Consider the following 22,495-nt stretch of genomic DNA (forward strand, 5'->3'; position numbering starts at 1 on the left):
CTCCCACACTGGACCGAGTTGAATTCAAGTTCTTGTCATTCTGTTTTGCGGAGTTTTGCCCCTATGAAGCACAACGTCATCCTTGTCGTGCTCGACGGCCTCAACTACGAGGTCGCGCGCCACGCCATGGGGCACCTGCAGGCTTACGTTGGCGCAGGACGCGCGGCGCTTTACAAACTGGAATGCGAACTGCCGGCCCTGTCTCGACCACTGTATGAATGCATCCTGACCGGCGTTCCGCCGATCGTCAGTGGCATCGTCCACAACAACGTCTCGCGCCTGTCCAACCAGCGCAGCATCTATCACTACGCCACCGACGCCGGCCTGACCACCGCCGCCGCGGCCTATCACTGGGTCAGCGAGTTGTACAACCGCTCACCGTTCGTGGAGGCTCGGGATCGTCACACGGACGACCCGACACTGCCGATCCAGCACGGGCATTTCTACTGGAACGATCACTACCCCGACTCGCACCTGTTCGCCGACGCGGAACACCTGCGCCTGCGCCACACGCCGAACTTTCTGTTGATCCACCCCATGAACATCGACGACGCCGGGCACAAGCACGGCCTCGACACCCCGCAATACCGCAACAGCGCGCGCTTCGCCGACATCTTCCTCGCGGATTACCTGCAACGCTGGCTCGACGCCGGTTACCAGGTGCTGGTGACCGCCGACCACGGCATGAACAACGACCGCTCCCATAACGGCCTGCTACCGGAAGAGCGCGAAGTGCCGCTGTTCGTCCTCGGCGACGCCTTCAGCTTCAACGCCGGCGCCTCGCCGAAACAGACCGAAATCTGCGGCACCGTCTGCGAACTGCTGGGTGTGCCCCACGACAAACCTGTGTGCCGGGAGCTGCTCAAGTGAATTCCATCTCTCGCGGCAAATGGCTGGCCGTCTTATGCCTGGTGCCCTTCGCGCTGTTCTTTATCGTGTTCGAAATCGCCCCGCTGGTGTGGGTGATGATCAACAGCCTGCAATCGGAAGAATTCGGCTGGGGCATCGAAAACTTCACCAAGATCTTCAGTTCGAAGTTCTATTTGCAGGCGATCCAGTACAGCCTCGAGATCAGTTTCTGGTCCAGCGTGTTCGGGATCATCATCGCGGTGCTTGGCGCCTATTCCCTGCGCCGGGTCGACTCGAAGCTGCGCAACTTCGTCAACGCCTTCGCCAACATGACCAGCAACTTCGCCGGCGTGCCGTTGGCCTTCGCGTTCATCATTCTGCTGGGCTTCAACGGCAGCTTCACCATCATGTTGAAGCAGGCCGGGATCATTCAGGATTTCAACCTGTACTCGAAAACCGGGCTGATCATTCTCTACACCTACTTCCAGATTCCCCTGGGCGTGCTGCTGCTCTACCCGGCCTTCGATGCGTTGCGTGAAGACTGGCGCGAGTCCGCTGAACTGCTCGGCGCCAGCGGCTGGCAGTTCTGGCGTCACATCGGCTTACCGGTGCTGACCCCGGCGCTGCTCGGCACCTTCGTGATCCTGCTGGCCAACGCCCTCGGCGCCTACGCTACGGTCTACGCGCTGACCACCGGCAACTTCAACGTGCTGCCGATCCGCATTGCGGCAATGGTGTCCGGTGACATTTCCCTCGATCCGAACCTGGCCAGTGCCCTGGCCGTGGTGCTGGTGGCGTTGATGACCCTGGTGACCGTCGTGCATCAGTTGCTGTTGAAGAGGAGCTACCATGTCTCGCGCTGATCTGGGCCCCGTCGGTGTCTACCACCGGGTCGTGGTGTATTTGCTGTTCGCCATTCTGTTGCTGCCGCTTGCGGGTACGTTGATCTACTCGATCGCCAGCAGTTGGTCGGCGACCATTTTGCCCAGCGGCTTCACTTTCAAATGGTACGTGCAGCTGTGGAGTGATCCGCGCTTCCTGCACGCGTTCGGGCAATCGCTGCTGGTGTGTGTCGGTGCGCTGATTCTGTCGGTGGTGCTGATTCTGCCGCTGCTGTTTGTGGTGCATTACCACTTTCCGAAACTCGACGCGCTGATGAACATCCTGATCCTGCTGCCCTTCGCGGTGCCTCCGGTGGTGTCGTCGGTGGGGCTGTTGCAGCTTTATGGGTCCGGGCCGTTTGCGATGGTCGGGACGCCGTGGATCCTGATCGGTTGCTACTTCACCGTAGCGCTGCCGTTCATGTACCGCGCGATCACCAACAACCTGCAAGCGATCAACCTGCGCGACCTGATGGACGCCGCCCAACTGCTCGGCGCCAGCACCTTTCAAGCGGCGATCCTGGTGGTGCTGCCGAACCTGCGCAAGGGCCTGATGGTGGCGCTGCTGCTGTCGTTCTCGTTCCTGTTCGGCGAGTTCGTGTTCGCCAACATCCTCGTCGGCACCCGCTATGAAACCCTGCAGGTCTACCTCAACAACATGCGTAACAGCAGCGGCCATTTCACCAGTGCGCTGGTGATTTCCTACTTCTTCTTTGTGCTGGTTCTGACCTGGGCGGCCAATATCTTGAACAAGGACAAAAGCGAATGAGCTACGTCAGCGTCCAACACCTTCAAAAGAATTACGCAGGCACCACGGTGTTCAGCGACATCAACTGCGAAATCCAGAAGGGCGAATTCGTCACCCTCCTAGGCCCGTCCGGTTGCGGCAAGTCCACGCTGCTGCGTTGCATCGCCGGGCTGACCTCGGTGGATGGCGGCAAGATCCTGCTCGATGGCGTCGATATCGTGCCGCTGAGCCCGCAGAAACGCGGGATTGGCATGGTGTTCCAGAGCTACGCACTGTTTCCGAACATGACCGTGGAACAGAACGTCGCCTTCGGATTGCGCATGCAAAAGGTCAATGCCGACGACAGCCATAAACGCGTCGCCGAAGTGCTGAAACTGGTGGAGTTGAATGACTTCGCGGGCCGTTATCCGCATCAGATGTCCGGTGGCCAATGCCAGCGTGTTGCCCTGGCCCGCTCGCTGGTCACTCGTCCACGGTTGTTGCTGCTGGATGAACCGTTGTCGGCCCTGGATGCGCGGATTCGCAAGCACTTGCGCGAACAGATCCGTGCGATCCAGCGCGAACTCGGCCTGACCACGATCTTCGTCACACACGATCAGGAAGAAGCCCTGACCATGTCTGACCGCATTTTCCTGATGAATCAGGGAAAGATCGTACAAAGCGGCGACGCCGAAACCCTCTACACCGCGCCGGTGGATGTGTTCGCCGCCGGTTTCATCGGCAACTACAACCTGCTGGACGCCGACGCCGCCTCGAAACTGCTGCAACGGCCGATCACCCACCGCATCGCCATTCGCCCGGAGGCCATCGAGCTGAGCCTCAACGGCGAACTCGATGCGCAAATCCGCAGCCACAGCCTGCTGGGCAACGTGATTCGCTACCGGATCGAAGCCCGGGGCGTGGAATTGGTGGTGGATGTGCTCAACCGCTCGGCGGCGGATCTGCACCCCGATGGTCAGCGCCTGGCACTTTCCATCGATCCGACGGCACTGTGTAAGGTGGCTTGAAAGCAGCGGCAAGTTTCAAGCTGCAAGCTTCAAGTTGTAGACTGCTGCCCTTAAATTCACTCTTGCAGCTTCAAGCTTGAAGCTTGGAGCTGTTCTCGAAGAGAACCGCCCTAATGGCTTTGGCAATTTTTGATCTGGACGAAACCCTGATCCACGGCGACTGCGCCACCCTCTGGAGCGAACAGATGGGCCGCTTGGGTTGGGTCGATCCCGAATCGTTCATGCGGCAGAACAACGAACTGATGGACGCCTACAGCCACGGCAAGCTGCGGATGGAGGACTACATGACCTTCAGCCTGGAGCCGATGATCGGTCGCACGCCGGAAGAGGTCGATCACCTGGTCGGGCCGTGGGTGGAAGACTTCATCGAGCCAATCATCTTCAGCGACGCCACCAAAGCCATCGCCGCCCACCGTAAGGCCGGCGACCGGATCCTGGTGATTTCCGCCTCTGGCACGCACTTGGTACGGCCGATCGCCGATCGCCTGGGCATCGACGAGATTCTGGGCATCGAACTGGAAGTGGCCCATGGCGTTTATAGCGGCCACACCGTCGGCACGTTGACCTACCGTGAAGGCAAGATCACTCGCTTGCTGGAATGGCTGGATGCCGAAGAGGAAAACCTGGAAGGCGCGAGCTTCTACTCCGACTCACGCAATGACTTGCCGTTGTTGCTGAAAGTGGACTTCCCGCATGTGGTGAACCCGGACCCGGTGTTGCTGGAGCACGCCCAAAAGGCCGGCTGGCCGATCCATCTCTGGAAATAACGCGCAACATCTGTAGGAGCAAGGCTTGCCCGCGATAGAGGCGACACGGTCTATCTGGCGGACCGCGTTATCGTTCATCGCGAGCAAGCTTTGCTCCTACAGGGGTTACGTCAGGCTCTCGTCGATCACCAACACCAACTTCCCCGCCACCGTATTACTCGCCAATTCCGCAAACGCCGCTTCGGCGTCCTTGATCGGAAACGCCTTGGCCAACTGCGGCTTCAACCGCCCTTCCGCAAACAACGGCCAAACATGCTGGCTCAAATCACTGAACACATCCGCCTTGAATTGATCGTCACGGCTGCGCAACGTCGAGCCCAGCAGTTGCACGCGCTTACCCAACACCTGCGCCAGGTCCAGCTTCGCCTCACGCCCGCCCATCAGGCCGATCAGCACCCAACGGCCATCCAGCGCGGTGAGCTTGAGATTCAGCGCCGCGTAATTGCCGCCCACCGGGTCCAGGATCACATCGAACGGCCCCAGATCGCGCAAGCTCTCCAGATCCCCGGTGCGTATGACGCCACCCTGAGCCCCCAGCGCTTCGCAGTACGCCAAACGCTCGGCGGACCCGACGCTGACCCAGCACGGGTTGCCAAACGCCTTGCACAACTGAATGGCGGCTGAACCGATTCCACTTGCCCCGGCATGCAGCAGAACTTTCTCACCGGGTTTGAGGCCGGCAAGATGAAATAAATTTAACCAAACAGTCGCATACACTTCGGGCAACGCCGCCGCCTCGACTAACGACAAACCTTCGGGCACCGGCAGCACATGCCGTCCGTCGACAACCACCTCTTCGGCCATCCCGCCCCCGGCCAGCAAGGCGCAGACCCGGTCTCCCACCTGCCAGGACGAGCCCGGGCCGACCTCGCTGATCACCCCCGAACACTCAAGACCCAGCACCTGACTGGCTCCCGGCGGGGGTGGATAAAGGCCTGCCTTCTGTAACAAATCGGCGCGATTGAGACCCGCTGCCGCCACTCGGATGCGAACTTGTCCTACATCACACGCAGGACTCGGCTCTTCAACCCACTCCACTTGACCGTCAACGCCTTGCAATGCTTTCACAGTGCCTCCATAGTGAGTCTGGACTGAGCCCGTAGCGGTAGCGCCGGGCTTTCTTGCATTATGTGACCGGCCCTTTGTGGAACCGGCGACTTCAAAGACGGCCTAATATGCGTGATCAATTGTCCCCGCGTCGAATCAGCATGAAGCAACTGTTTCCCAGCACTGCCCTAGCCCTATTCATTGGTATCGGCCTGTTGCCGATGTCGAGCAATTCGTTTGCAGCCAACAGCTGGGACAACCTTCAGCCTGATCGTGACGAAGTGATCGCCAGCCTGAACGTCGTCGAGCTGCTCAAGCGCCACCACTACAGCAAGCCGCCGCTCGATGATGCGCGCTCCGTGATCATCTACGACAGCTACCTCAAGCTGCTGGACCCGTCGCGCAGCTACTTCATGGCTAGCGACATTGCCGAATTCGACAAGTGGAAAACCCAGTTTGACGACTTCCTCAAAAGCGGCGACCTGAACGCCGGGTTCACCATCTACAAGCGCTACCTGGACCGCGTCAAAGCGCGTCTGGACTTCGCCCTTGCAGAGCTGAACAAAGGCGTCGACAAAATCGACTTCACCGCCAAGGAAACCTTGCTGATCGATCGCAAGGATGCTCCGTGGCTCAAGTCCACCGCCGAACTCGACGACCTGTGGCGCAAACGCGTCAAGGACGAAGTGCTGCGCCAGAAGATCGCCGGCAAGGATTCCAAACAGATTCAGGAAACCCTGACCAAGCGCTACAAGAACCAGTTGGCGCGCCTGGACCAGACCCGTCCGGAAGACATCTTCCAGGCGTACATCAACACCTTCGCCATGTCCTACGACCCGCACACCAATTATCTGTCGCCGGATAACGCGGAAAACTTCGACATCAACATGAGCCTGTCCCTCGAGGGCATCGGCGCTGTGTTGCAGAGCGATAACGACCAGGTGAAAGTCGTGCGTCTGGTGCCGGCAGGCCCGGCCGACAAGACCAAAATGGTCGCCCCGGCCGACAAGATCATCGGCGTGGCCCAGGCCAACAAAGAGATGGTCGACGTGGTTGGCTGGCGCTTGGACGAAGTGGTCAAGCTGATCCGTGGGCCGAAAGGCACCGTGGTGCGCCTGGAAGTGATTCCGGCCAGCAATGCGCCAAACGACCAGACCAGCAAAATCGTGCCGATCACCCGCGAAGCGGTGAAGCTTGAAGATCAGGCAGTGAAGAAGTCGGTCCTCAACCTGAAACAGGATGGCAAGGACTACAAGCTCGGCGTCATCGAGATCCCGGCCTTCTACCTCGACTTCAAAGCCTTCCGTGCTGGCGATCCGGACTACAAGAGCACCACGCGCGACGTCAAGAAACTGCTGACCGAGTTGCAGAAAGACAAAGTTGACGGCGTGGTCATCGACCTGCGCAACAACGGCGGCGGTTCCTTGCAGGAAGCCACCGAGCTGACCAGTCTGTTCATCGACAAAGGTCCGACCGTACTCGTGCGTAACGCCGATGGCCGGGTCGATGTGCTGGAAGATGAAAACCCGGGTGCCTTCTACAAAGGCCCGATGGCATTGTTGGTCAACCGCTTGTCCGCCTCGGCTTCGGAGATTTTTGCCGGCGCCATGCAGGACTACCACCGCGCGTTGATCATCGGCGGCCAGACCTTCGGTAAAGGCACCGTGCAGACCATTCAGCCGCTGAACCATGGCGAACTGAAACTGACCCTGGCCAAGTTCTACCGGGTTTCCGGCCAGAGCACCCAGCATCAGGGCGTACTACCGGATGTGGATTTCCCGTCGATCATCGACACCAAGGAAATCGGCGAAAGCGCCCTGCCGGAAGCCATGCCGTGGGACACCATCAAGGCCTCGATCAAACCGGCGACCGACCCGTTCAAACCGTACATCGCCGAGCTCAAGTCCGAGCACGACGTACGTTCGGCCAAAGACGCGGAGTTCGTGTTCATCCGCGACAAACTGGCCCTGGCCCAGAAGCTGATGGAAGAAAAAACCGTCAGCCTCAACGAAGCCGATCGTCGCAAGCAACATGCCGACATCGAAGCCAAGCAACTGGTCATGGAAAACATCCGTCGCAAGGCCAAGGGCGAAGAACCGCTCAAAGAGCTGAAGAAAGAAGACGAAGATGCGATCGCGGCCGAGCCGGACAAGATCAAACCGGAAGACGATGCCTACCTGAGTGAAACCGGGCGGGTGCTGCTGGATTACCTGAAACTGAGCAACCAGGTGGCCAAGCATTAGGATGATGGCAATTTAATGCTGACGCTCCCCGGAGCGTCATCAAACAGTCATCATTCTGTCGTGAAATACAGGACTGGGAGCACCTCTTGAATCAAGGGTCTGCTCCCAGTCCTTTTTTTATCGCCCGAGAACGCCATGACCACGACCGAACAGCTGAGTGCCTTGAGTTCAATACTGGCTCAAAGCGGTTTGCACAGTCTGTTCCAGCCGATCATTTCCCTCTCTGAACGACGAATCATCGGCTACGAAGCCCTGAGCCGCGGCCCCTCCAACAGCCCGCTGCACTCCCCCATCGCCCTGTTCGCCGTGGCCCGCCAGGCCGGACGTCTCAGCGAACTGGAAATCGCCTGCCGCCAGAGCGCCTGCCGTCGTTTCAATGAACAGCAACTGCCGGGCAAATTGTTCCTCAACGTGTCGCCGGAATCCCTGCTCGAAACCTCGCACCAACCGGGCCGCACCCTGCAATTGCTGCAGGACTTCGGCATACCGCCGAGTCAGGTGGTGATCGAACTCACCGAACAAACCCCGACCGATGATTTCCAGTTGCTGCAAAACGCTTTGCATCACTACCGGGCCATGGGTTTTTCGATTGCGCTGGATGATCTGGGTGCGGGTTATTCGAGTTTGCGTTTGTGGTCCGAGCTGCGGCCGGACTATGTGAAGATTGATCGGCACTTTATCGACGGCATCCACCAGGACGCGCTCAAGCGTGAGTTCGTCGGCTCGATCCTGCAAATCGCCAAGGCCTCCCGCGCCAAAGTGATCGCCGAAGGCATCGAACTGCCGGAAGAACTCGCGGTGCTGACCGAAATGGGCGTGGACCTGGTGCAAGGCTATCTGCTCTGCCGCCCACAAGAACATCCGCCCCGGGAAGCTCGGGCGCTAATGCCCAAACAGGAAAGCACGACGGTGGCGTTGAACGACGAAAGCAGCGACCTCAGCGCCCTGCTCAACGACCAACCCGCCGTGGCCCGCAACACGCCGACCGCCACCGTACTCGAAGCCTTCCGCAGCCAAGCCAACCTCAACTCCCTGGCGGTGCTCGACGACCAAGGCCAGCCGTGCGGCATCGTCCACCGCCACTCGCTCTCCGACGCGCTGCTCAAGCCCTTCGCCACCGACCTCTTCGCCCGCAAACCCATCAGCCGCCTGATGAACGACGACTTCCTCGCCGTCGAAATGAGCCAGTCCCTGCAACAAGTCAGCCGCCTCATCACCAGCCGCGCCCGACAACGCATCGAAGAAGACTTCATCATCACCCTCAACGGCGGTTACCTGGGCCTCGGCCGAGTCATCGACGTGCTCAAACTCATCACCGAACTGAAAATCCAACAAGCCCGCTACGCCAACCCCCTGACCCTGCTGCCCGGCAACGTCCCGATCCAGCAATGCCTGACCCGCCTGCTGCAACAGGCGCGGGAATCGGTGATCTGCTACGTCGACATCGACAGCTTCAAACCCTTCAACGACATCTACGGCTACGGCCGTGGGGACGAAGTCCTACTGTGCCTGGCGCAATGCCTGAACGACCGCGTCGACCCGTCCCGCGACTTCGTAGGACATATCGGCGGTGATGACTTCCTGCTGGTCCTCGGCCCGGAAGACTGGCGCAAACGTCTGAACCAGTTACTGGACGACTTCCACAGCCAATGCCGCCGCTTCTACCGCGCCGAACACCTGGAGGCTGGGTGCTTCATCGCGCCCAACCGCCAGGGCGTGCGGCAGGAGTTTCCGTTGCTGTCGCTGTCGATCGGCGTGGTGCATCTGCATCCCGAAGCCTGCGCAGGGCTGGATGCCAGCCAGTTGGCAGAAATGGCATCACAAGCCAAACACCACGCGAAAAACGTACCGGGGTACAGCGTGCATGTGATTGATAGCCTCGCGGTGCCGGCAGCCGAAGAAACACTAGTAGCCGGCCACCGCTGATCTTTTGATCTGGATTTTGCGGCGCCAGGACGATCCAGCCCCTCACCCTAACCCTCTCCCCAAGGGGCGAGGGAACTGACCGCGGCGATCTTCTGCCCTCCGTCGACCTGAACGATCAACGTGACCTCAGGCTTGGCCAAGCCAAGAGCGCTGCGTAGTCGCAGGTCGCAGCCTATCTCGCAAACAACACGGTCAGTCCCCTCGCCCCTTTGGGGAGAGGGTTAGGGAGAGGGGTGGATCTAAAGCCCTACCCTACTCCGAAGGCATCCCCCGCAACCGCCGCCCCAACACATCCAACACATCACACCCATCCCGCAACGGAATGGCACACAACAACGCAAAGTCACTGAGGATGAAGGACTCACAATCAATCGACCCACGCATGGACATATTCTCCAGCACTTGAGTGACCGCACGGATTCGATAATTGGCAGCGTCATACAAAACATCAAGCGGCGCATGGGTATCGACGAACAAGGTCGGCATGTCGTCGCAATTGCTGGTGAGCGCCATGAAGCGGCTTTTGGGGTGGGGGGTTGGTTTTTCGTAGGGTGGATCGGGATGTAATGTCGTCATTTGAAAGCTCTTAAGGAAGGAATGAGAGCTGCCAACAGCCTTCCTACAGGCTTGGGTGGCAGCTATGCGCGGGGTAGGAATATCGAGTCCTTTAGAGCAATTCTCGACCACGCCGAAGCGTGCCCGCGCACAGCCGCCGAAACGGATCTTACGGACGCGCGTTAACGGCCGCAATCAAGCATCGACGCCAATGTAGCTCTAAAGATATTGAAGGGTTCCTACACCCTGTCGCTGAATACACAGCGACCACCAAAGCCTACCGATTGAACTCACCACGCACCAGTTCACCAAAACCGCCGCAGCACGAAGGAAATTTCCGAAGACCTTGTCCAGAAATTTCGCCCGCTAAAAAAGTGGTGCAGACTTCGCTTAGGCCTCGTTTTATTTCCGCGTTCGCTGCGCGGTCCCATTCGACGAATGGCGGACATTCATACGGGTTAGATCAAAAACCGTTTTTGTGGGTAATACTCGAGGATCAGCATGTGTGAGGGGCGCCCTCGTTGGTAAGGGATAGCACTACGTCCTGGATAACGGCTTGAATACACTTAGCGCGCATTGACAAGGGCGTGCCACCCAGCGGGGCTGGAGGCAAGCCTATTGAATGTGTAGACGGTTTCCGACTACTTAATTTTGAACCCCTTTAATTTTTTCTAACCGCATCGCGTTGCCCTGCCCGACTTGCGTGACACTCTCAGTTTCGATGGTCTGCACAACTCGACCAGTCTCATCCTTGGTGACCTGAATGGACTTGGTGTAAGTCCCTTGCACGCAGCCACTCATCGGCAGCACCAGTGCACACAAAATCAGTCCGAAAATACGATTCATCAAAAATTCCTTTTAATCTAAAGTGGTTTATCGCGCGGGAAATTAACATCGCCCAGTGCTACTGAACAACGGTACGTTCTGTCTCTGGTGGAGAACCTAGGGACAGATTTATTTTTGCTTCTGAAACAAATCTGGTTCCTTCAACCAACAGTACCAGCCAAAATTTTAGATAGCGCTATCTGAAGTTATGTCAGCAAAAGCTTTTCCACTATTTTTTTTATTTCAGAGGGTGTTTCCTCGAAACCATATTTACCAGCGTTCGCTTTGGTTGTGTTAAACCCCAGCGAATACCCATTGTAGTCAAAGTAATAATTATCAATTTTTCTCCTGCCTGGCTTATCTCTGGACAGCATATCCAAAAGCACTTTGAGGTGAGTTCTAGTTAGCCAAAATCGCTGCGGCACCGTGGGATTACAGTCGTATGTCAATTGCAAAATCAGCCTAGCCAAATTACCTCCCAAGACAAAAAAGGTTGCATCTCGTTTGCGTGTAGCGAGGCGGAAGCTGCGTTTGGAAATGCTTGGCCTGTTGCCGACTAGCGACGAGACAAGTTTATTTCCTTTTTCCTCGTCTATCTCGCCCTCACGGGCGCGGACCTTACTGTGAAAATCGATCCCCCCCTTACAAGCCCACTGGACACAAAAGCTATCCCGCAATTATCGCAATACAGGCCATCGACGAACTGCTCCAGGGGCGCAGGTTTCAGTTCGGCAGGATCGCATTCATCAACTGCAAGTTGATCCACACGACGAAAGCCCGTTTTTTCTTCTCCGTTAAAACGTCTCTTTGGACTTATTGCTCCTATCAAGATTGCCTTGGGTCGGACGTACTGAGTTGATCCACAGCGGGGGCAGGATTTCACAACGTCTTGATTCATGACCGCTCCAGAAACCCGTCAATCATCGAAATAACCTGCTCCTGAATCACCCCTCGCGACCTCCCACCCTCCCCATCCTCACAAATAATCCCATCCCCCGGCACCGCTTCTTCAAGCATCGCCACCGCCCCAGGCTTACACACCGCCATAAAGCTGAAGTGGCTGGCATCGCTGATCTCAACGTAACGCTTCGACGTTTGCGGCAACCGTTTGGCCAAATCAGCAGACTCCAACTGCGCAGGAAGCTCTTCAGACGGCACGCCCGCTGCAATCACCAACGTCGGCACCAGCAACTTCGCGAGACTTTCATCGGTCATCCCTCGCGACAAACCCAAGTCCAATGAAACTACAGCGGTAACGCGCTTATCACGCAGATCGGCGGCCAATCGGGCCTTCGATTCCGGGGTGCTTGCGGGATTCATCTGTTGGTAAACGGTGCAACCGGCCAACTTCGCGTGGACCTTGCAGTCCTTGGCGAATCGGTCGGGGTCGAAACGTGCCCCGGCAATTTCCAGAACGGTCCAGCCACCAAGTGAATGACCCACGGCTGCGATTCGATTCTTGGCGACTACGCCGAATCGTTCTGGCTGGGCGGTAACTGCGTCGATGGCTCGACTTAGGTCAGCAGGCCGCTGCCATAGTTGTGCGGCGGCTTGGGGGTTGCGGTCACGGCTGGTGGTGCCGGGGTGGTTGACCGCCGCGACGATGTAACCCCTGTGGGCGAGTGCGCTGGCGAGCCATGTCTGGTTGATCCAGTTGCCGCCGAATCCGTGGGAGATCACCACTAATGGATGTTCGCCGGCCGCCGGTGGGGCGTTGGGAACGGCAAGGGCGCCGACAAACACTGGGTTGTCGCCGAACAGTTGCGGGGTGACGGTGCTTGCAGTGGGGTACCAGACGACCATTTGCACCGGCCGCTCGTTTTGCGGGTCGGGCAGTGTGGAGGACTGGAAGCCGACGGAGTCAGCGAGTGCGTTGGTGGTCAGGCCTATCAATAACAGGGCGCAGAGAGCTGTTTTCACTGTTTTTATCTTCCTTGATTAGATCAACTTATAAACGCCTGACATCCGCTGCTGATCGTTCCTACGCTCCGCGTGGGAACGATCAACGCCGCTTCTGTCGGCTAAACGACGCTCAACGCTTTGAGAACCGCCAACGATTCCCCGGCAAATGCTTGTGCCTGTTCGGTCAGTTCCGCGATGTTTTCTTCCGCGGTGGTCAGCGCCTTGCCGTCCTTGAGCAGACCTTCGCCTTGTTCGCTGATGACGCTCCAGGCCAGTTGTGCCCATTCCGTCGGGTGCTTTTTGCCTTGTTTGATCGAGATCAGGAACAGTTGCTGGAAGCGGCTGACCGGTACGCCGCCGCCGGTTACCGGGCTGGCCAGGACCTGGATTTTGTTGCTGAGCAGCGAGCGTTTGCAGAGTTGCAGGTTGAGGGTGCTGCAGCGTCCCTGTACCAGTTTCTCGGCCGCTTCGCTCTGGCACGGTGCGGCTGCGCTCATCCCGACCAATACGGTGACGGCCTGGAGCAGGTCGTCATAGGGCATCGAGGGCACGGCCGCTGATAACTGGCGCAACGTTTTGGGGACACAGGCGTTGGCTGCCAGCGCTTCGAGTACGGGGCCGTATATTTCTGCTTGCAGCGACGCTTCGCCGGCCGGGCCTTTGACGGTGGCAGGGACGCTTTCTGCCGGCTGAAGCAGGACAAAGCGTGTATTGAGCAGGCCTTGGCGGTGTTCGGAGGCGGACAGTCGGTTGGCACCGCGCACGTACAGGTCCCGGCGGAAGTTCTGATTGACGAAGTAGTCTCGCGCTTGTTCGCGCACGATCGGGTGATCGATGCCCTCCAGGAAGTCCATGCCTTCTGCGCTCAAGTTGAGCGGATCGACCGTATCCAGTGGCACGGCCGTCGTGGCGAAGTCGAGTTTGGCCGGGGCCAGGGCTTCGACCACGTCGGTGAAGTACATGCAGTTCCAGTCGCGGTTGAAGTATTCGTGGGCGACGTACTGTCGATCCTGGCCTTTGATGCTCTGCAGCTTGGCGTTCAGGTTCGGGGCCGCGGCGGCGTAGTTGGGGTTGGCCGCCAGCAGCGCTTCGGAGAATTGCAATGCGGCGTCGATGCGCTGGTCCGGGCTTTCGGAGCGGTTTGTCCCAAAGCGGTCGTGCAGGCTGAACAAATGACGTAAGGGTGCCGCAGGCGACCAGCCGGGGAAGCAGTTGTAGCTGATGTACAGCAAACCACCTGGCTTGAGGTGGCGGCGGGCGAATTCGACGATCAGTTTCTGGTTGTCGCGGCTGACCCAAGTCCAGATGCCATGCAGGCTGATGCTGTCGAATTGCGGCAAATCATTTCGGGCCAGCAGTTGTTCGAAGCTGTCGTCATACAGCTGCGCATCGCTGTTCCAGGCGGTCGCCAGCGCATTGGCATGGGCGGCCTGGCCCGGATGGAAGTCAGTGCCAACCCAGGCCCCGGGGTTGGCGGCGGCATGGATGTTGATCGATACGCCTTGGCCAAAGCCCAACTCGCAGTGATAGCCGTCGGTTGTCTCCAGACTGGCGAAGCCGCGCAACAACAAGCAATAACGCAGGAAGACTGGATTGATTTCCCGGCTATAGCTGTAGGTGTAGCCTTCGTCGGTGAAATACCCTTCGTTCCAGGCATCGCTCATGCTCGTATCCTTTTACTTCGAGAGAGAAAGTGGCTTTTATAAAGGGAAGGCATTGCGTGCCACAAGGGGAAAGACGCATAGGAGCGATTTTTCGCGGATGATCGTCAGGTCTGCTTATTGAACAGTCATCGAATCACTGCGAAGCACTGTCGCTCGGCAACCCTTTCAATTTGATTTCCGCCAACGGATGCCCAGCCTTCAGCGCAATCCGCCAGAACCGCGCCGCTTCCACCGGGTCCGGCGCTTTGCTCGGCGTCCCCGCCAAACTGATCACCCCAACCTGATACGCCGCTTTCCCATCCCCCGCCAACGCCGCCAGGCGCAGTAATCGCACGCCTTCTTCACGCGCGCCAAGGCCGACGCCGCGAAAGGTCAGGATGTGACCGTAGAAGCTTTGCGCGCCGACGTCGCCGAGGTTGGCCATGCGCGCGAATTGGCCTTCGAGCCATTTCCAGCCGCGTGGCTGGCGCACGAACCATGACCAGTGAAACAGCCTGCGGGCCAGCCAGTAGGCGGCCCGCGCCTTGAGTCGTAGGAACACTCAGGCCTCGGCTGATTCGGGGTATTCGTATTCGAAGACGCGGACGACTTCCGAGGCGTGCCACGACGCGGCGGCGACGCCGTCGGACGGGCCGGAGAAGCGGCCCAGGCGTTCGACGCATTCGAAGAAGCCAGTGCGTGGCAGGCGGCTGGCGCCCTGGCTGATCACCAGAGAGCTGCGCAGCGGCTGCTCGGCTTTGGCGTCCAGCGCGGCCAGGTGTTCAAGGGCGGCGGTGAGGGTTTGCATGGCTGGGGTGGGCAATTGCAATCGCTCCAGCAATGCTCGATACGTCAGGAGATGGCGCTGGCGGCGCGCCTGGTCCAATTCACCCAACAACCCGTCCCAATGTTGACGACTGATGCGTACGCTCACGATTCATCCCTCCAGCCTGGCACCGTCAATTCCCAAGCCAGGCTGCGGCGAATCGCAGCGTCGGGTAGACGCTCGCCACTTTCGATCAAGGCCAGATAAGACGGGCTGATGCCTACCGTGCGGGCCAGCGCCTCGATGGCGATGCCCTTCCCTTCGCGCAAATTGCGGAGTTGATCCAGACCCGGAAGGATCTGGTCTGCTGCGGCCGCCGGACGCTCTGGGGCGGTCCGTGGCGGTTGTTGCTCGATGCCTGCTGCTTTCAGTAGAGCCTGATACTGAGCCCATGGCACAACGGCGTATTCGGGCTCGCCTTCGCGTGTGATTATCTGAATATCCATGACTTCCCCGTAGGACAACGACACTTAGCGAGTCGGCACTTTTCCCTTGAAGTGTAATCCTAACAGCGGCCAAGGTCGCGGGGGCATCAATCTATGATGAAACTGCCATCACTCAGTCATCTTTCGGACCTTGAAGGTGGAGTTGCTCCGGGGTGTCGGGCAGGCGTTCGACCACGGCAAGCTTCTCCGGCAACTGCCGATTGCGCCAGGCGCGGAAGGCGTTGAGTTCGTCGTCGAGGGTTTTCATGACCCAAGCCAGCACGGCGATGTCGTCGAGCATGCCGAAGACGGGGATAAAATCGGGGATGGCGTCGAGGGGGCTGAGGAAATACATCAGGCCGGCCACGACGGTGAGGATCGATTTGCGGCTGATGGCCCGGTACTCGCCACGCCAGTAGGCCAGGCACAGGGCCTGCAACAGGCGCAGGTCATCCTTGAGTTTGCCCAGGCGCCCGCCTTCGCTGGCGCCTTTGCTGGCCACGGCGAACAGCAGGGTCGGCAGACGACCTCGGGCCAGCAGGCGTCCGGCCAATGGCAGGAAGCGAGCGAAATTCCAGGGTGCTTTCATCTTTTCCTCCCACTGAAATGTTATCCACACAAATTGTGGATAACCTTGTGAACAGAGCTGCATTTCACCGCTGCGAGCCCCGTTTTATAAGGGCTCAACTCAGATCGGGCGTTTTTTACTCACATAAAAAAACCCAAGATTTCATTGACTTGGCGGTCCGGTGCGGCTAGCCAAGCGCTCACACTGGCTATGACTCCAGCCTACAGCATCCGTTCGCTTTCTTTGTACTTTGCCAAACCCCAGATACAACAACGCCCCGCTGAATGCGAGGCGTTGTTTTTGCGGCAGACGTCGTTTACTTGGCGGCGTCTTGTTTCGCTGGATCTTTGATTGCCAGCAGTTCCAGGTCGAATACCAGCACCGAGTTGGCCGGGATTGCCGGGCTTGGGCTTTGCGCGCCGTAAGCCAGGTCGCTAGGAATGTACAGCTTGTACTTCTCGCCGACGTGCATCAGTTGCAGGCCTTCGACCCAACCCGGGATCACACCGCTGACCGGCAGATCAATCGGGCTACCGCGATCAACCGAGCTGTCAAAGGTGGTGCCGTTGGTCAGCTTGCCGGTGTAGTGAACAGTCACTACGTCGGTCGGCTTAGGCTGAGGACCGTCGGCTTTTTTCACGACTTCGTATTGCAGACCGGATGCAGTGGTCACGACACCGGCTTTCTTGGCGTTGTCTTCGAGGAATTTCTTGCCGGCGGCTGCCGACTCTTCGCTCATTTTCGCCATGCGTTCTTCTGCACGCTTTTGCAGTGCTGCGAAGGCCTCGACCAGTTCGTCGTCCTTCAGCTTTTGTTCTTTCTTGCCGACGGCATCTTCGATGCCTTGGGCTACGGCCTTGGAATCCAGATCATCCATGCCTTCCTGAGCCAGGCTCTTGCCCATGTTCAGGCCAATCCCGTAGGAAGCTTTTTGCGCCGGGGTTTTCAGCTCTACGCTGGTCTGCGAATCACAACCCGCAAGTACCAGGCTTACCAGGGCCACCGCCGCCGCCAACCGATGCTGTTTCATGCTATTTCCTTGTTCATGCGCCTAAAGGGCAATCGAATAAAGCCGCGAGCTTATCAGGCGGCCACGACCAATGGCTACCGGCATGAGAGCAGGATACTGCTGATAAGTTCAGGTCTTTTAAAGCATTTCGGGAATGAGCTGGATGAAGTTTCTGTCATCTTCGTCTTATAGACGCGGATGCCGGAACCCGCAACATTTGGCCTAATGGCCACTTGCCGCCACCCACCGAGCTGAGGCATAAGAGAGCTACAAATCGACAAGGACGTTTATCTTGCGCCTCTTACTCCGCTTGCTGGTTCTGATCGCTGTGCTGCTGGGGCTTGGCCTGGCCGTGGTTCTCTACTACGTTGCCAACCCGAAGCTGCCCGCCTACTCCCCCGCGCAACAGGTGCATTACCTGGAGCAGTGGAGCGCCGCCGACCGCCAGACTTACTACTTCACGCCCCAGGGCACGCAGGTCAAAGGCTTGCATTACGACTGGTTCGAGGCGCTGGAACTGCCGTTCTCGCAACAGCGCTTTGCCGCCCCGGAATACCTCGCGCGCTTTGGTTTTCTGATTGATCCGGCGCAGAAAGCCACGCCGAACAACCCTGGCAACCTGCCCGTGGGTTTTGCCCGGCACCAGAATCCCGACAGTCAGGTTCAGTTCCTCGACATCACCTGCGCCGCCTGCCACACCGGCGAATTGCGCTTTAACGGCCAAGCTGTGCGCATCGATGGCGGCACGGCGCAGCATGTGCTGCCTTCCAGTGTGCCGACCCTGCGTGGCGGGAGTTTTGGTCAGGCGCTGGTCGCCAGTCTTGTGTCGACTTATTACAACCCGTGGAAATTCGAACGTTTCGCACGCAACGTGCTAGGCGCGGACTACGACGCCCGGCATAAAGCCCTACGCGAAGACTTCAAAGACTCACTCGATACCTTCGTGAAAGCCGCCTGGAACGACACCCATCGCGGGCTCTATCCCACCGAAGAAGGCCCCGGCCGGACCGACGCGTTCGGCCGCATTGCCAACGCCAGTTTCGGTGACGCGATTTCCCCCGCCAACTACCGCGTGGCCAACGCCCCGGTGGATTATCCACAGTTGTGGGATATCTGGACCTTCGACTGGGTGCAGTGGACCGGTTCGGCGCAGCAACCCATGGCGCGCAATATCGGCGAGGCATTGGGTGTCGGTGCGACCCTGAATTTCTTCGACGCCGACGGACAGCCCCTGCAAGGCGATGCGCGCTACCCCTCCAGCGTCCGCGTGCGCGACCTGAACCTGATCGAAGAAACCCTGCAACGCCTCAAGCCGCCCGCCTGGCCGGAAGACGTGTTGGGCAGCGTCGACAAACCGTTGGCCGCCCAAGGTCGCGCGCTGTTCGCTGACAACTGCGCCGGCTGCCACGTGCCGCGCGTGACGCCCATCAACGGCCGCCCGGTGCAGCAACTCAAGCTGATTCCAGTCGCCGCCATCGGCACCGACCCCACCGCCGCCAACAATACTGCCGACCATCGCTTCGACCTGACGGCCCTGCAATGGGACCCGGCGGAGCTTGGGCAACTGGACGTGCAATTGCATCCCAAACCGACCGAACCACTGGACCTGAGCAAACTCTCGGTGGCCAAGGGACTCGCCTACGTCACGGCGTTCGTCGAGAACCGGGCGTATCGCGAGGCCAATATCACACCGGCCGAGCGACCGAACATGGATGGTTTTGGCCTGCCGATCGGCGTTCAGGAGGTGCGCGCCTACAAGGCCCGGCCACTGGCGGGCGTGTGGGCCACGGCGCCGTTCCTGCACAACGGTTCGGTGCCGAGCATTTACCAATTGCTTTCGCCCCAGGACGAACGCGCGACCACGTTTTACCGAGGCACTTTCGAGTACGACCCGCGACATCTGGGCTACCGCACCGAGGCTTTTACCAACGGTTTTGTGTTCGACACCCGCATCACCGGCAATCACAACAGCGGCCACGAATTCCGCGCCGGTGAGCGCGGCAACGGCGTTATCGGTCGCCTGCTGCAACCGCAGGAACGCTGGGCGCTGCTGGAATACCTGAAAGTCTTGGGTGGCCCGCTGGAAGCGCAATTGCCATGACCGCCCTCTCCGTCAAAAGGACTTACCCATGCTGATCACGCTTTGGCTGCGCCTCGGCGCCTTCCTCGGAAAACTCCTGCTTTGGCTGCTGGGCCTGGGGTTGTTGGGCTGGGCGCTGGCCACCGCGTGGTTTGCCTGGCAACACAGCGGCGCGGTGTCCGCCGACGAGCAGATCCCGGCCGGTGAAGCGGCGATGACCCAGGACATCATCCAGACCGCCGTGCGCATCGTCGATCAGCACCGCGAAAGCACGCGTTACCTGCGCGATGCCCACGCCAAGGCCCATGGCTGCGTGAAGGCCGAGGTCCAGGTGTTGCCGGATCTGACGGCGCAATTGCGTCAAGGCGTGTTCAGTGAACCGGGCAAAACCTGGCAGGCCACCGTGCGCCTGTCCAACGGCAACGCCTACCCGCAATTCGACAGCATCCGCGATGCCCGGGGCATGGCCATCAAGTTGCTCGATGTGCCCGGCCAACCGTTGCTGGCCGACCAGGCGAATCGGCACGAGCAGGATTTCGTGATGTTCAGCCACCCGAACTTCTTTGTCAGCGATGTCGCCGAGTACCGTCAGAATGTGGCCGCTCAGGCTGATGGCAAATCGGTGATGGCGTTTTTCCCGAGCTGGAACCCGATCACTTGGCAGGTTCGCCACCTGTTTATCGCGTTGGCGACGCTCTCCCCGGCCCCTGACAGTCCGACCCAGACTACCTATTTTTCGGTTTCGCCCTACAAGTTCGGCGGTGCCAATGCCAAGTTCCGCGTCATGCCAGATCCGCAGAATTGCCCGGCATACACCCTGCCCAAGCAAAATCAGGACCTGCCGAACTTCCTGCGCAGTGCGTTGAATCAACAGTTATCCACAGACCGCGTGCCGGCGTGTTTTGTCCTGCAGATCCAGCGCCAGGATGCGAACAAATACATGCCCATCGAAGACACCAGCGTTGAATGGCGTGAAAGCGATGCGCCGTTTGAAACCGTGGCGCGGATCAACGTCCCGGCCCAGGACTTCGACACCCCGGCGCTGAATCTGCAATGCGATAACCAGTCGTTCAACCCGTGGTTCGGTCTGGAAGCGCACCGGCCGATTGGCGGCATCAATCGCTTGCGCAAAGCGGTGTACGAAGCGGTCAGCGATTACCGGCACAGCCGCAATGCTGAGCAATAACAGACACAACACCCTTGTAGCAGCTGGCGAAGCCTGCGTTCGGCTGCGCAGCAGTCGTTAAATCAGACACCGCGGTGTGCCAGGCAGAACTCGCACTCAGGTCTTACGACTGCTTCGCAGCCGAACGCAGGCTTCGCCAGCTGCTACAAGGTCACCGTACGGTTTGCCAAATCCCAGACAGCAAAAAGCCCGCATTAAGCGGGCTTTCTGTGTGGTGACCTGGCGTTCAGCGTTCCAGGTTACCGAATATGGCGCAGCGGACGGGACTCGAACCCGCGACCCCCGGCGTGACAGGCCGGTATTCTAACCGACTGAACTACCGCTGCGCGTAGCATTGAAAGTAATGGTGGGTGATGACGGGATCGAACCGCCGACATTCTGCTTGTAAGGCAGACGCTCTCCCAGCTGAGCTAATCACCCAGTACCTTCGTTACGGGGCGCATTATGCCACAAGTTTTCATAACGTGTTGATTTAATTGAATATTTTTCAAATAAATCTGAAAACCGATGAAACAACACATCCTGCAGGAACAACAGACAAACTTGGGGCAGAAAAAAACCCGCGTGAGCGGGCTTTTCCGTGGTGACCTGGCGTTCAGCATTCCAGGTTACCGAATATGGCGCAGCGGACGGGACTCGAACCCGCGACCCCCGGCGTGACAGGCCGGTATTCTAACCGACTGAACTACCGCTGCGCGTAACACTAAGAACGAATGGTGGGTGATGACGGGATCGAACCGCCGACATTCTGCTTGTAAGGCAGACGCTCTCCCAGCTGAGCTAATCACCCTTCGCTTCGGTGTGGCGCGCATTCTACGGAGCACCCCTACCTCTGGCAAGCACTTTTTTAATTAATTTATTCAGGCCTTCCAAAGGCTTAGAGAAGGGTTGGCCTATGGCGCCGCGAAGAGAATAATGCCCCCCTTTGTATAAAGGAGAGACTCGCCCCATGTGGTTCAAAAACCTGCTTATCTATCGCCTGACCCAAGATCTGCCTTTTGATGCCGAGGCGTTGGAAACTGCACTGGCCACCAAACTGGCGCGTCCTTGTGCAAGCCAGGAGTTGACCACCTACGGTTTCGTCGCGCCGTTCGGCAAGGGCGAAGACGCTCCGCTGGCCCACGTCAGCGGCGACTTCCTGCTGATCGCCGCCCGTAAAGAAGAACGCATTCTGCCGGGCAGCGTCGTGCGCGACGCGGTGAAGGAAAAGGTCGAAGAGATCGAAGCCACGCAAATGCGCAAGGTCTATAAGAAGGAGCGCGACCAGATCAAGGATGAAATCATCCTGGCCTTCCTGCCGCGCGCCTTTATCCGTCGCTCGTCGACCTTCGCCGCCATCGCGCCGAAACAAGGCCTGATCCTGGTCAACTCGGCCAGCCCGAAACGCGCCGAAGACCTGCTGTCGACCCTGCGTGAAGTGATCGGCTCGCTGCCGGTGCGTCCGCTGACCGTAAAAATGGCCCCGACCGCGACCATGACCGACTGGGTCAAGACCCAGAAAGCCGCGGACGATTTCTTTGTGCTGGACGAGTGCGAACTGCGCGACACCCACGAAGACGGCGGCATCGTGCGTTGCAAGCGTCAGGACCTGACCAGCGAAGAAATCCAGCTGCACCTGAGCACCGGCAAAGTGGTGACGCAGTTGTCGTTGGCCTGGCAGGACAAGTTGTCGTTCATGCTCGACGACAAAATGACCGTCAAGCGCCTGAAGTTTGAAGACTTGCTGCAGGACCAGGCGGAACAGGACGGCGGCGAAGAGGCCCTGGGCCAATTGGACGCCAGCTTCACCCTGATGATGCTGACCTTCGGCGACTTCCTGCCGGCGCTGGTTGAAGCGTTGGGTGGGGAAGAAACCCCGCAAGGCATCTAACGCCTTGTGATTACCCATGTGGGAGCGGGCTTGCTCGCGAAAGCGGTGTATCAGTCAATATTGATGTCGACTGACACTCCCTCTTCGCGAGCAAGCCCGCTCCCACATTGGCCTTGTGTGATGTTCAAAAACGAATAA

The 22,495-nt window shown here is 58.9% G+C and carries 20 protein-coding genes and 4 tRNA genes; 10 read left to right on the top strand and 14 right to left on the bottom strand.

Going from position 1 to position 22,495, the window contains the following annotated elements; genetic code table 11:
• Positions 1 to 63: 63 nt before the first annotated feature.
• The 5 genes from HB680_RS02870 (at position 64) to HB680_RS02890 (ending at position 4,252) form a co-directional block, all read left to right on the top strand.
• The gene (locus tag HB680_RS02870) at positions 64 to 870 is read left to right on the top strand and encodes an alkaline phosphatase family protein (RefSeq protein ID WP_213937038.1); all 807 of its coding nucleotides are present in this window, start codon (positions 64 to 66) and stop codon (positions 868 to 870) included.
• Positions 867 to 1,712: an ABC transporter permease subunit gene (locus tag HB680_RS02875; protein WP_213937039.1), complete on the top strand. Its 846-nt coding sequence runs from the start codon at positions 867 to 869 to the stop codon at positions 1,710 to 1,712. The genes HB680_RS02870 and HB680_RS02875 overlap by 4 nt, the downstream gene beginning before the upstream one ends.
• Complete coding sequence (locus HB680_RS02880) at positions 1,699 to 2,499, top strand: ABC transporter permease (RefSeq protein ID WP_213937040.1); 801 nt, start codon at positions 1,699 to 1,701, stop codon at positions 2,497 to 2,499. Before HB680_RS02875 ends, HB680_RS02880 begins: the two co-directional genes overlap by 14 nt.
• Complete coding sequence (locus HB680_RS02885; protein ID WP_213937041.1) at positions 2,496 to 3,485, top strand: ABC transporter ATP-binding protein; 990 nt, start codon at positions 2,496 to 2,498, stop codon at positions 3,483 to 3,485. Before HB680_RS02880 ends, HB680_RS02885 begins: the two co-directional genes overlap by 4 nt.
• Before the next feature lie 113 nt (positions 3,486 to 3,598).
• Positions 3,599 to 4,252 (top strand): HAD family hydrolase, encoded by a 654-nt coding sequence (locus HB680_RS02890; protein WP_213937042.1) that lies wholly within the window; start codon positions 3,599 to 3,601, stop codon positions 4,250 to 4,252.
• Between the two features lie 105 nt (positions 4,253 to 4,357).
• On the opposite strand, the gene HB680_RS02895 is transcribed toward HB680_RS02890, so the two are convergent.
• Positions 4,358 to 5,320: a zinc-binding dehydrogenase gene (locus HB680_RS02895; protein WP_213937043.1), complete on the bottom strand. Its 963-nt coding sequence runs from the start codon at positions 5,318 to 5,320 to the stop codon at positions 4,358 to 4,360.
• Between the two features lie 140 nt (positions 5,321 to 5,460).
• Here HB680_RS02895 and HB680_RS02900 point away from each other — a divergent pair, with 140 nt between their 5' ends.
• Together HB680_RS02900 and HB680_RS02905 are read left to right on the top strand one after the other, a co-directional pair.
• On the top strand, positions 5,461 to 7,542 hold the full coding sequence (locus tag HB680_RS02900) for a carboxy terminal-processing peptidase (protein WP_213937109.1): 2,082 nt from the start codon (positions 5,461 to 5,463) through the stop codon (positions 7,540 to 7,542).
• Positions 7,543 to 7,677: 135 nt separating this feature from the next.
• Entirely contained in the window at positions 7,678 to 9,468 is a 1,791-nt protein-coding gene (locus HB680_RS02905) for a bifunctional diguanylate cyclase/phosphodiesterase (RefSeq protein WP_213937044.1), read from the top strand.
• 252 nt (positions 9,469 to 9,720) lie between these two features.
• On the opposite strand, the gene HB680_RS02910 is transcribed toward HB680_RS02905, so the two are convergent.
• From HB680_RS02910 to HB680_RS02950, 9 genes are all read right to left on the bottom strand, one after another.
• Positions 9,721 to 10,044: a hypothetical protein gene (locus tag HB680_RS02910; RefSeq protein ID WP_213937045.1), complete on the bottom strand. Its 324-nt coding sequence runs from the start codon at positions 10,042 to 10,044 to the stop codon at positions 9,721 to 9,723.
• 624 nt (positions 10,045 to 10,668) lie between these two features.
• A complete protein-coding gene (locus HB680_RS02915) occupies positions 10,669 to 10,869 on the bottom strand; it encodes a hypothetical protein (protein WP_213937046.1) in 201 nt (66 codons plus the stop codon).
• 873 nt (positions 10,870 to 11,742) lie between these two features.
• The gene (locus HB680_RS02920; RefSeq protein ID WP_213937047.1) at positions 11,743 to 12,768 is read right to left on the bottom strand and encodes an alpha/beta fold hydrolase; all 1,026 of its coding nucleotides are present in this window, start codon (positions 12,766 to 12,768) and stop codon (positions 11,743 to 11,745) included.
• Between the two features lie 101 nt (positions 12,769 to 12,869).
• Complete coding sequence (locus HB680_RS02925) at positions 12,870 to 14,414, bottom strand: class I SAM-dependent methyltransferase (RefSeq protein WP_213937048.1); 1,545 nt, start codon at positions 14,412 to 14,414, stop codon at positions 12,870 to 12,872.
• A 133-nt stretch (positions 14,415 to 14,547) separates the two neighbouring features.
• Positions 14,548 to 14,955, bottom strand: a complete 408-nt coding sequence (locus HB680_RS02930; protein WP_213937049.1) for a sel1 repeat family protein — start codon at positions 14,953 to 14,955, stop codon at positions 14,548 to 14,550.
• Positions 14,956 to 15,327, bottom strand: coding sequence for a hypothetical protein (locus HB680_RS02935; RefSeq protein ID WP_003223109.1), 372 nt, complete (start codon positions 15,325 to 15,327; stop codon positions 14,956 to 14,958).
• Positions 15,324 to 15,665, bottom strand: a complete 342-nt coding sequence (locus HB680_RS02940; protein ID WP_213937050.1) for a helix-turn-helix transcriptional regulator — start codon at positions 15,663 to 15,665, stop codon at positions 15,324 to 15,326. Before HB680_RS02940 ends, HB680_RS02935 begins: the two co-directional genes overlap by 4 nt.
• Before the next feature lie 112 nt (positions 15,666 to 15,777).
• On the bottom strand, positions 15,778 to 16,233 hold the full coding sequence (locus HB680_RS02945) for a YkvA family protein (protein WP_213937051.1): 456 nt from the start codon (positions 16,231 to 16,233) through the stop codon (positions 15,778 to 15,780).
• A gap of 295 nt (positions 16,234 to 16,528) precedes the next feature.
• Positions 16,529 to 17,242, bottom strand: coding sequence for an FKBP-type peptidyl-prolyl cis-trans isomerase (locus tag HB680_RS02950; RefSeq protein ID WP_054615693.1), 714 nt, complete (start codon positions 17,240 to 17,242; stop codon positions 16,529 to 16,531).
• Positions 17,243 to 17,513: 271 nt separating this feature from the next.
• On the opposite strand from HB680_RS02950, the gene HB680_RS02955 reads away from it, so the two are divergent.
• Together HB680_RS02955 and HB680_RS02960 are read left to right on the top strand one after the other, a co-directional pair.
• A complete protein-coding gene (locus HB680_RS02955; protein ID WP_213937052.1) occupies positions 17,514 to 19,322 on the top strand; it encodes a di-heme-cytochrome C peroxidase in 1,809 nt (602 codons plus the stop codon).
• A gap of 28 nt (positions 19,323 to 19,350) precedes the next feature.
• The gene (locus HB680_RS02960; protein WP_213937053.1) at positions 19,351 to 20,487 is read left to right on the top strand and encodes a catalase family protein; all 1,137 of its coding nucleotides are present in this window, start codon (positions 19,351 to 19,353) and stop codon (positions 20,485 to 20,487) included.
• Between the two features lie 249 nt (positions 20,488 to 20,736).
• Here the strand turns inward: HB680_RS02960 and HB680_RS02965 are convergent.
• The 4 genes from HB680_RS02965 to HB680_RS02980 form a co-directional block, all read right to left on the bottom strand.
• Positions 20,737 to 20,813: transfer RNA gene (locus tag HB680_RS02965), tRNA-Asp, on the bottom strand.
• Between the two features lie 18 nt (positions 20,814 to 20,831).
• Positions 20,832 to 20,907, bottom strand: a tRNA-Val gene (locus HB680_RS02970).
• Between the two features lie 198 nt (positions 20,908 to 21,105).
• Positions 21,106 to 21,182 (bottom strand) — tRNA-Asp (locus tag HB680_RS02975).
• A gap of 19 nt (positions 21,183 to 21,201) precedes the next feature.
• Positions 21,202 to 21,277: transfer RNA gene (locus HB680_RS02980), tRNA-Val, on the bottom strand.
• A 159-nt stretch (positions 21,278 to 21,436) separates the two neighbouring features.
• Here HB680_RS02980 and rdgC point away from each other — a divergent pair.
• The gene (gene rdgC, locus HB680_RS02985) at positions 21,437 to 22,357 is read left to right on the top strand and encodes a recombination-associated protein RdgC (RefSeq protein WP_213937054.1); all 921 of its coding nucleotides are present in this window, start codon (positions 21,437 to 21,439) and stop codon (positions 22,355 to 22,357) included.
• The last annotated feature ends 138 nt before the right edge of the window (positions 22,358 to 22,495 follow it).

The sequence above is a fragment of the Pseudomonas sp. dw_612 genome (assembly GCF_018449725.1).
GTDB lineage: Bacteria > Pseudomonadota > Gammaproteobacteria > Pseudomonadales > Pseudomonadaceae > Aquipseudomonas.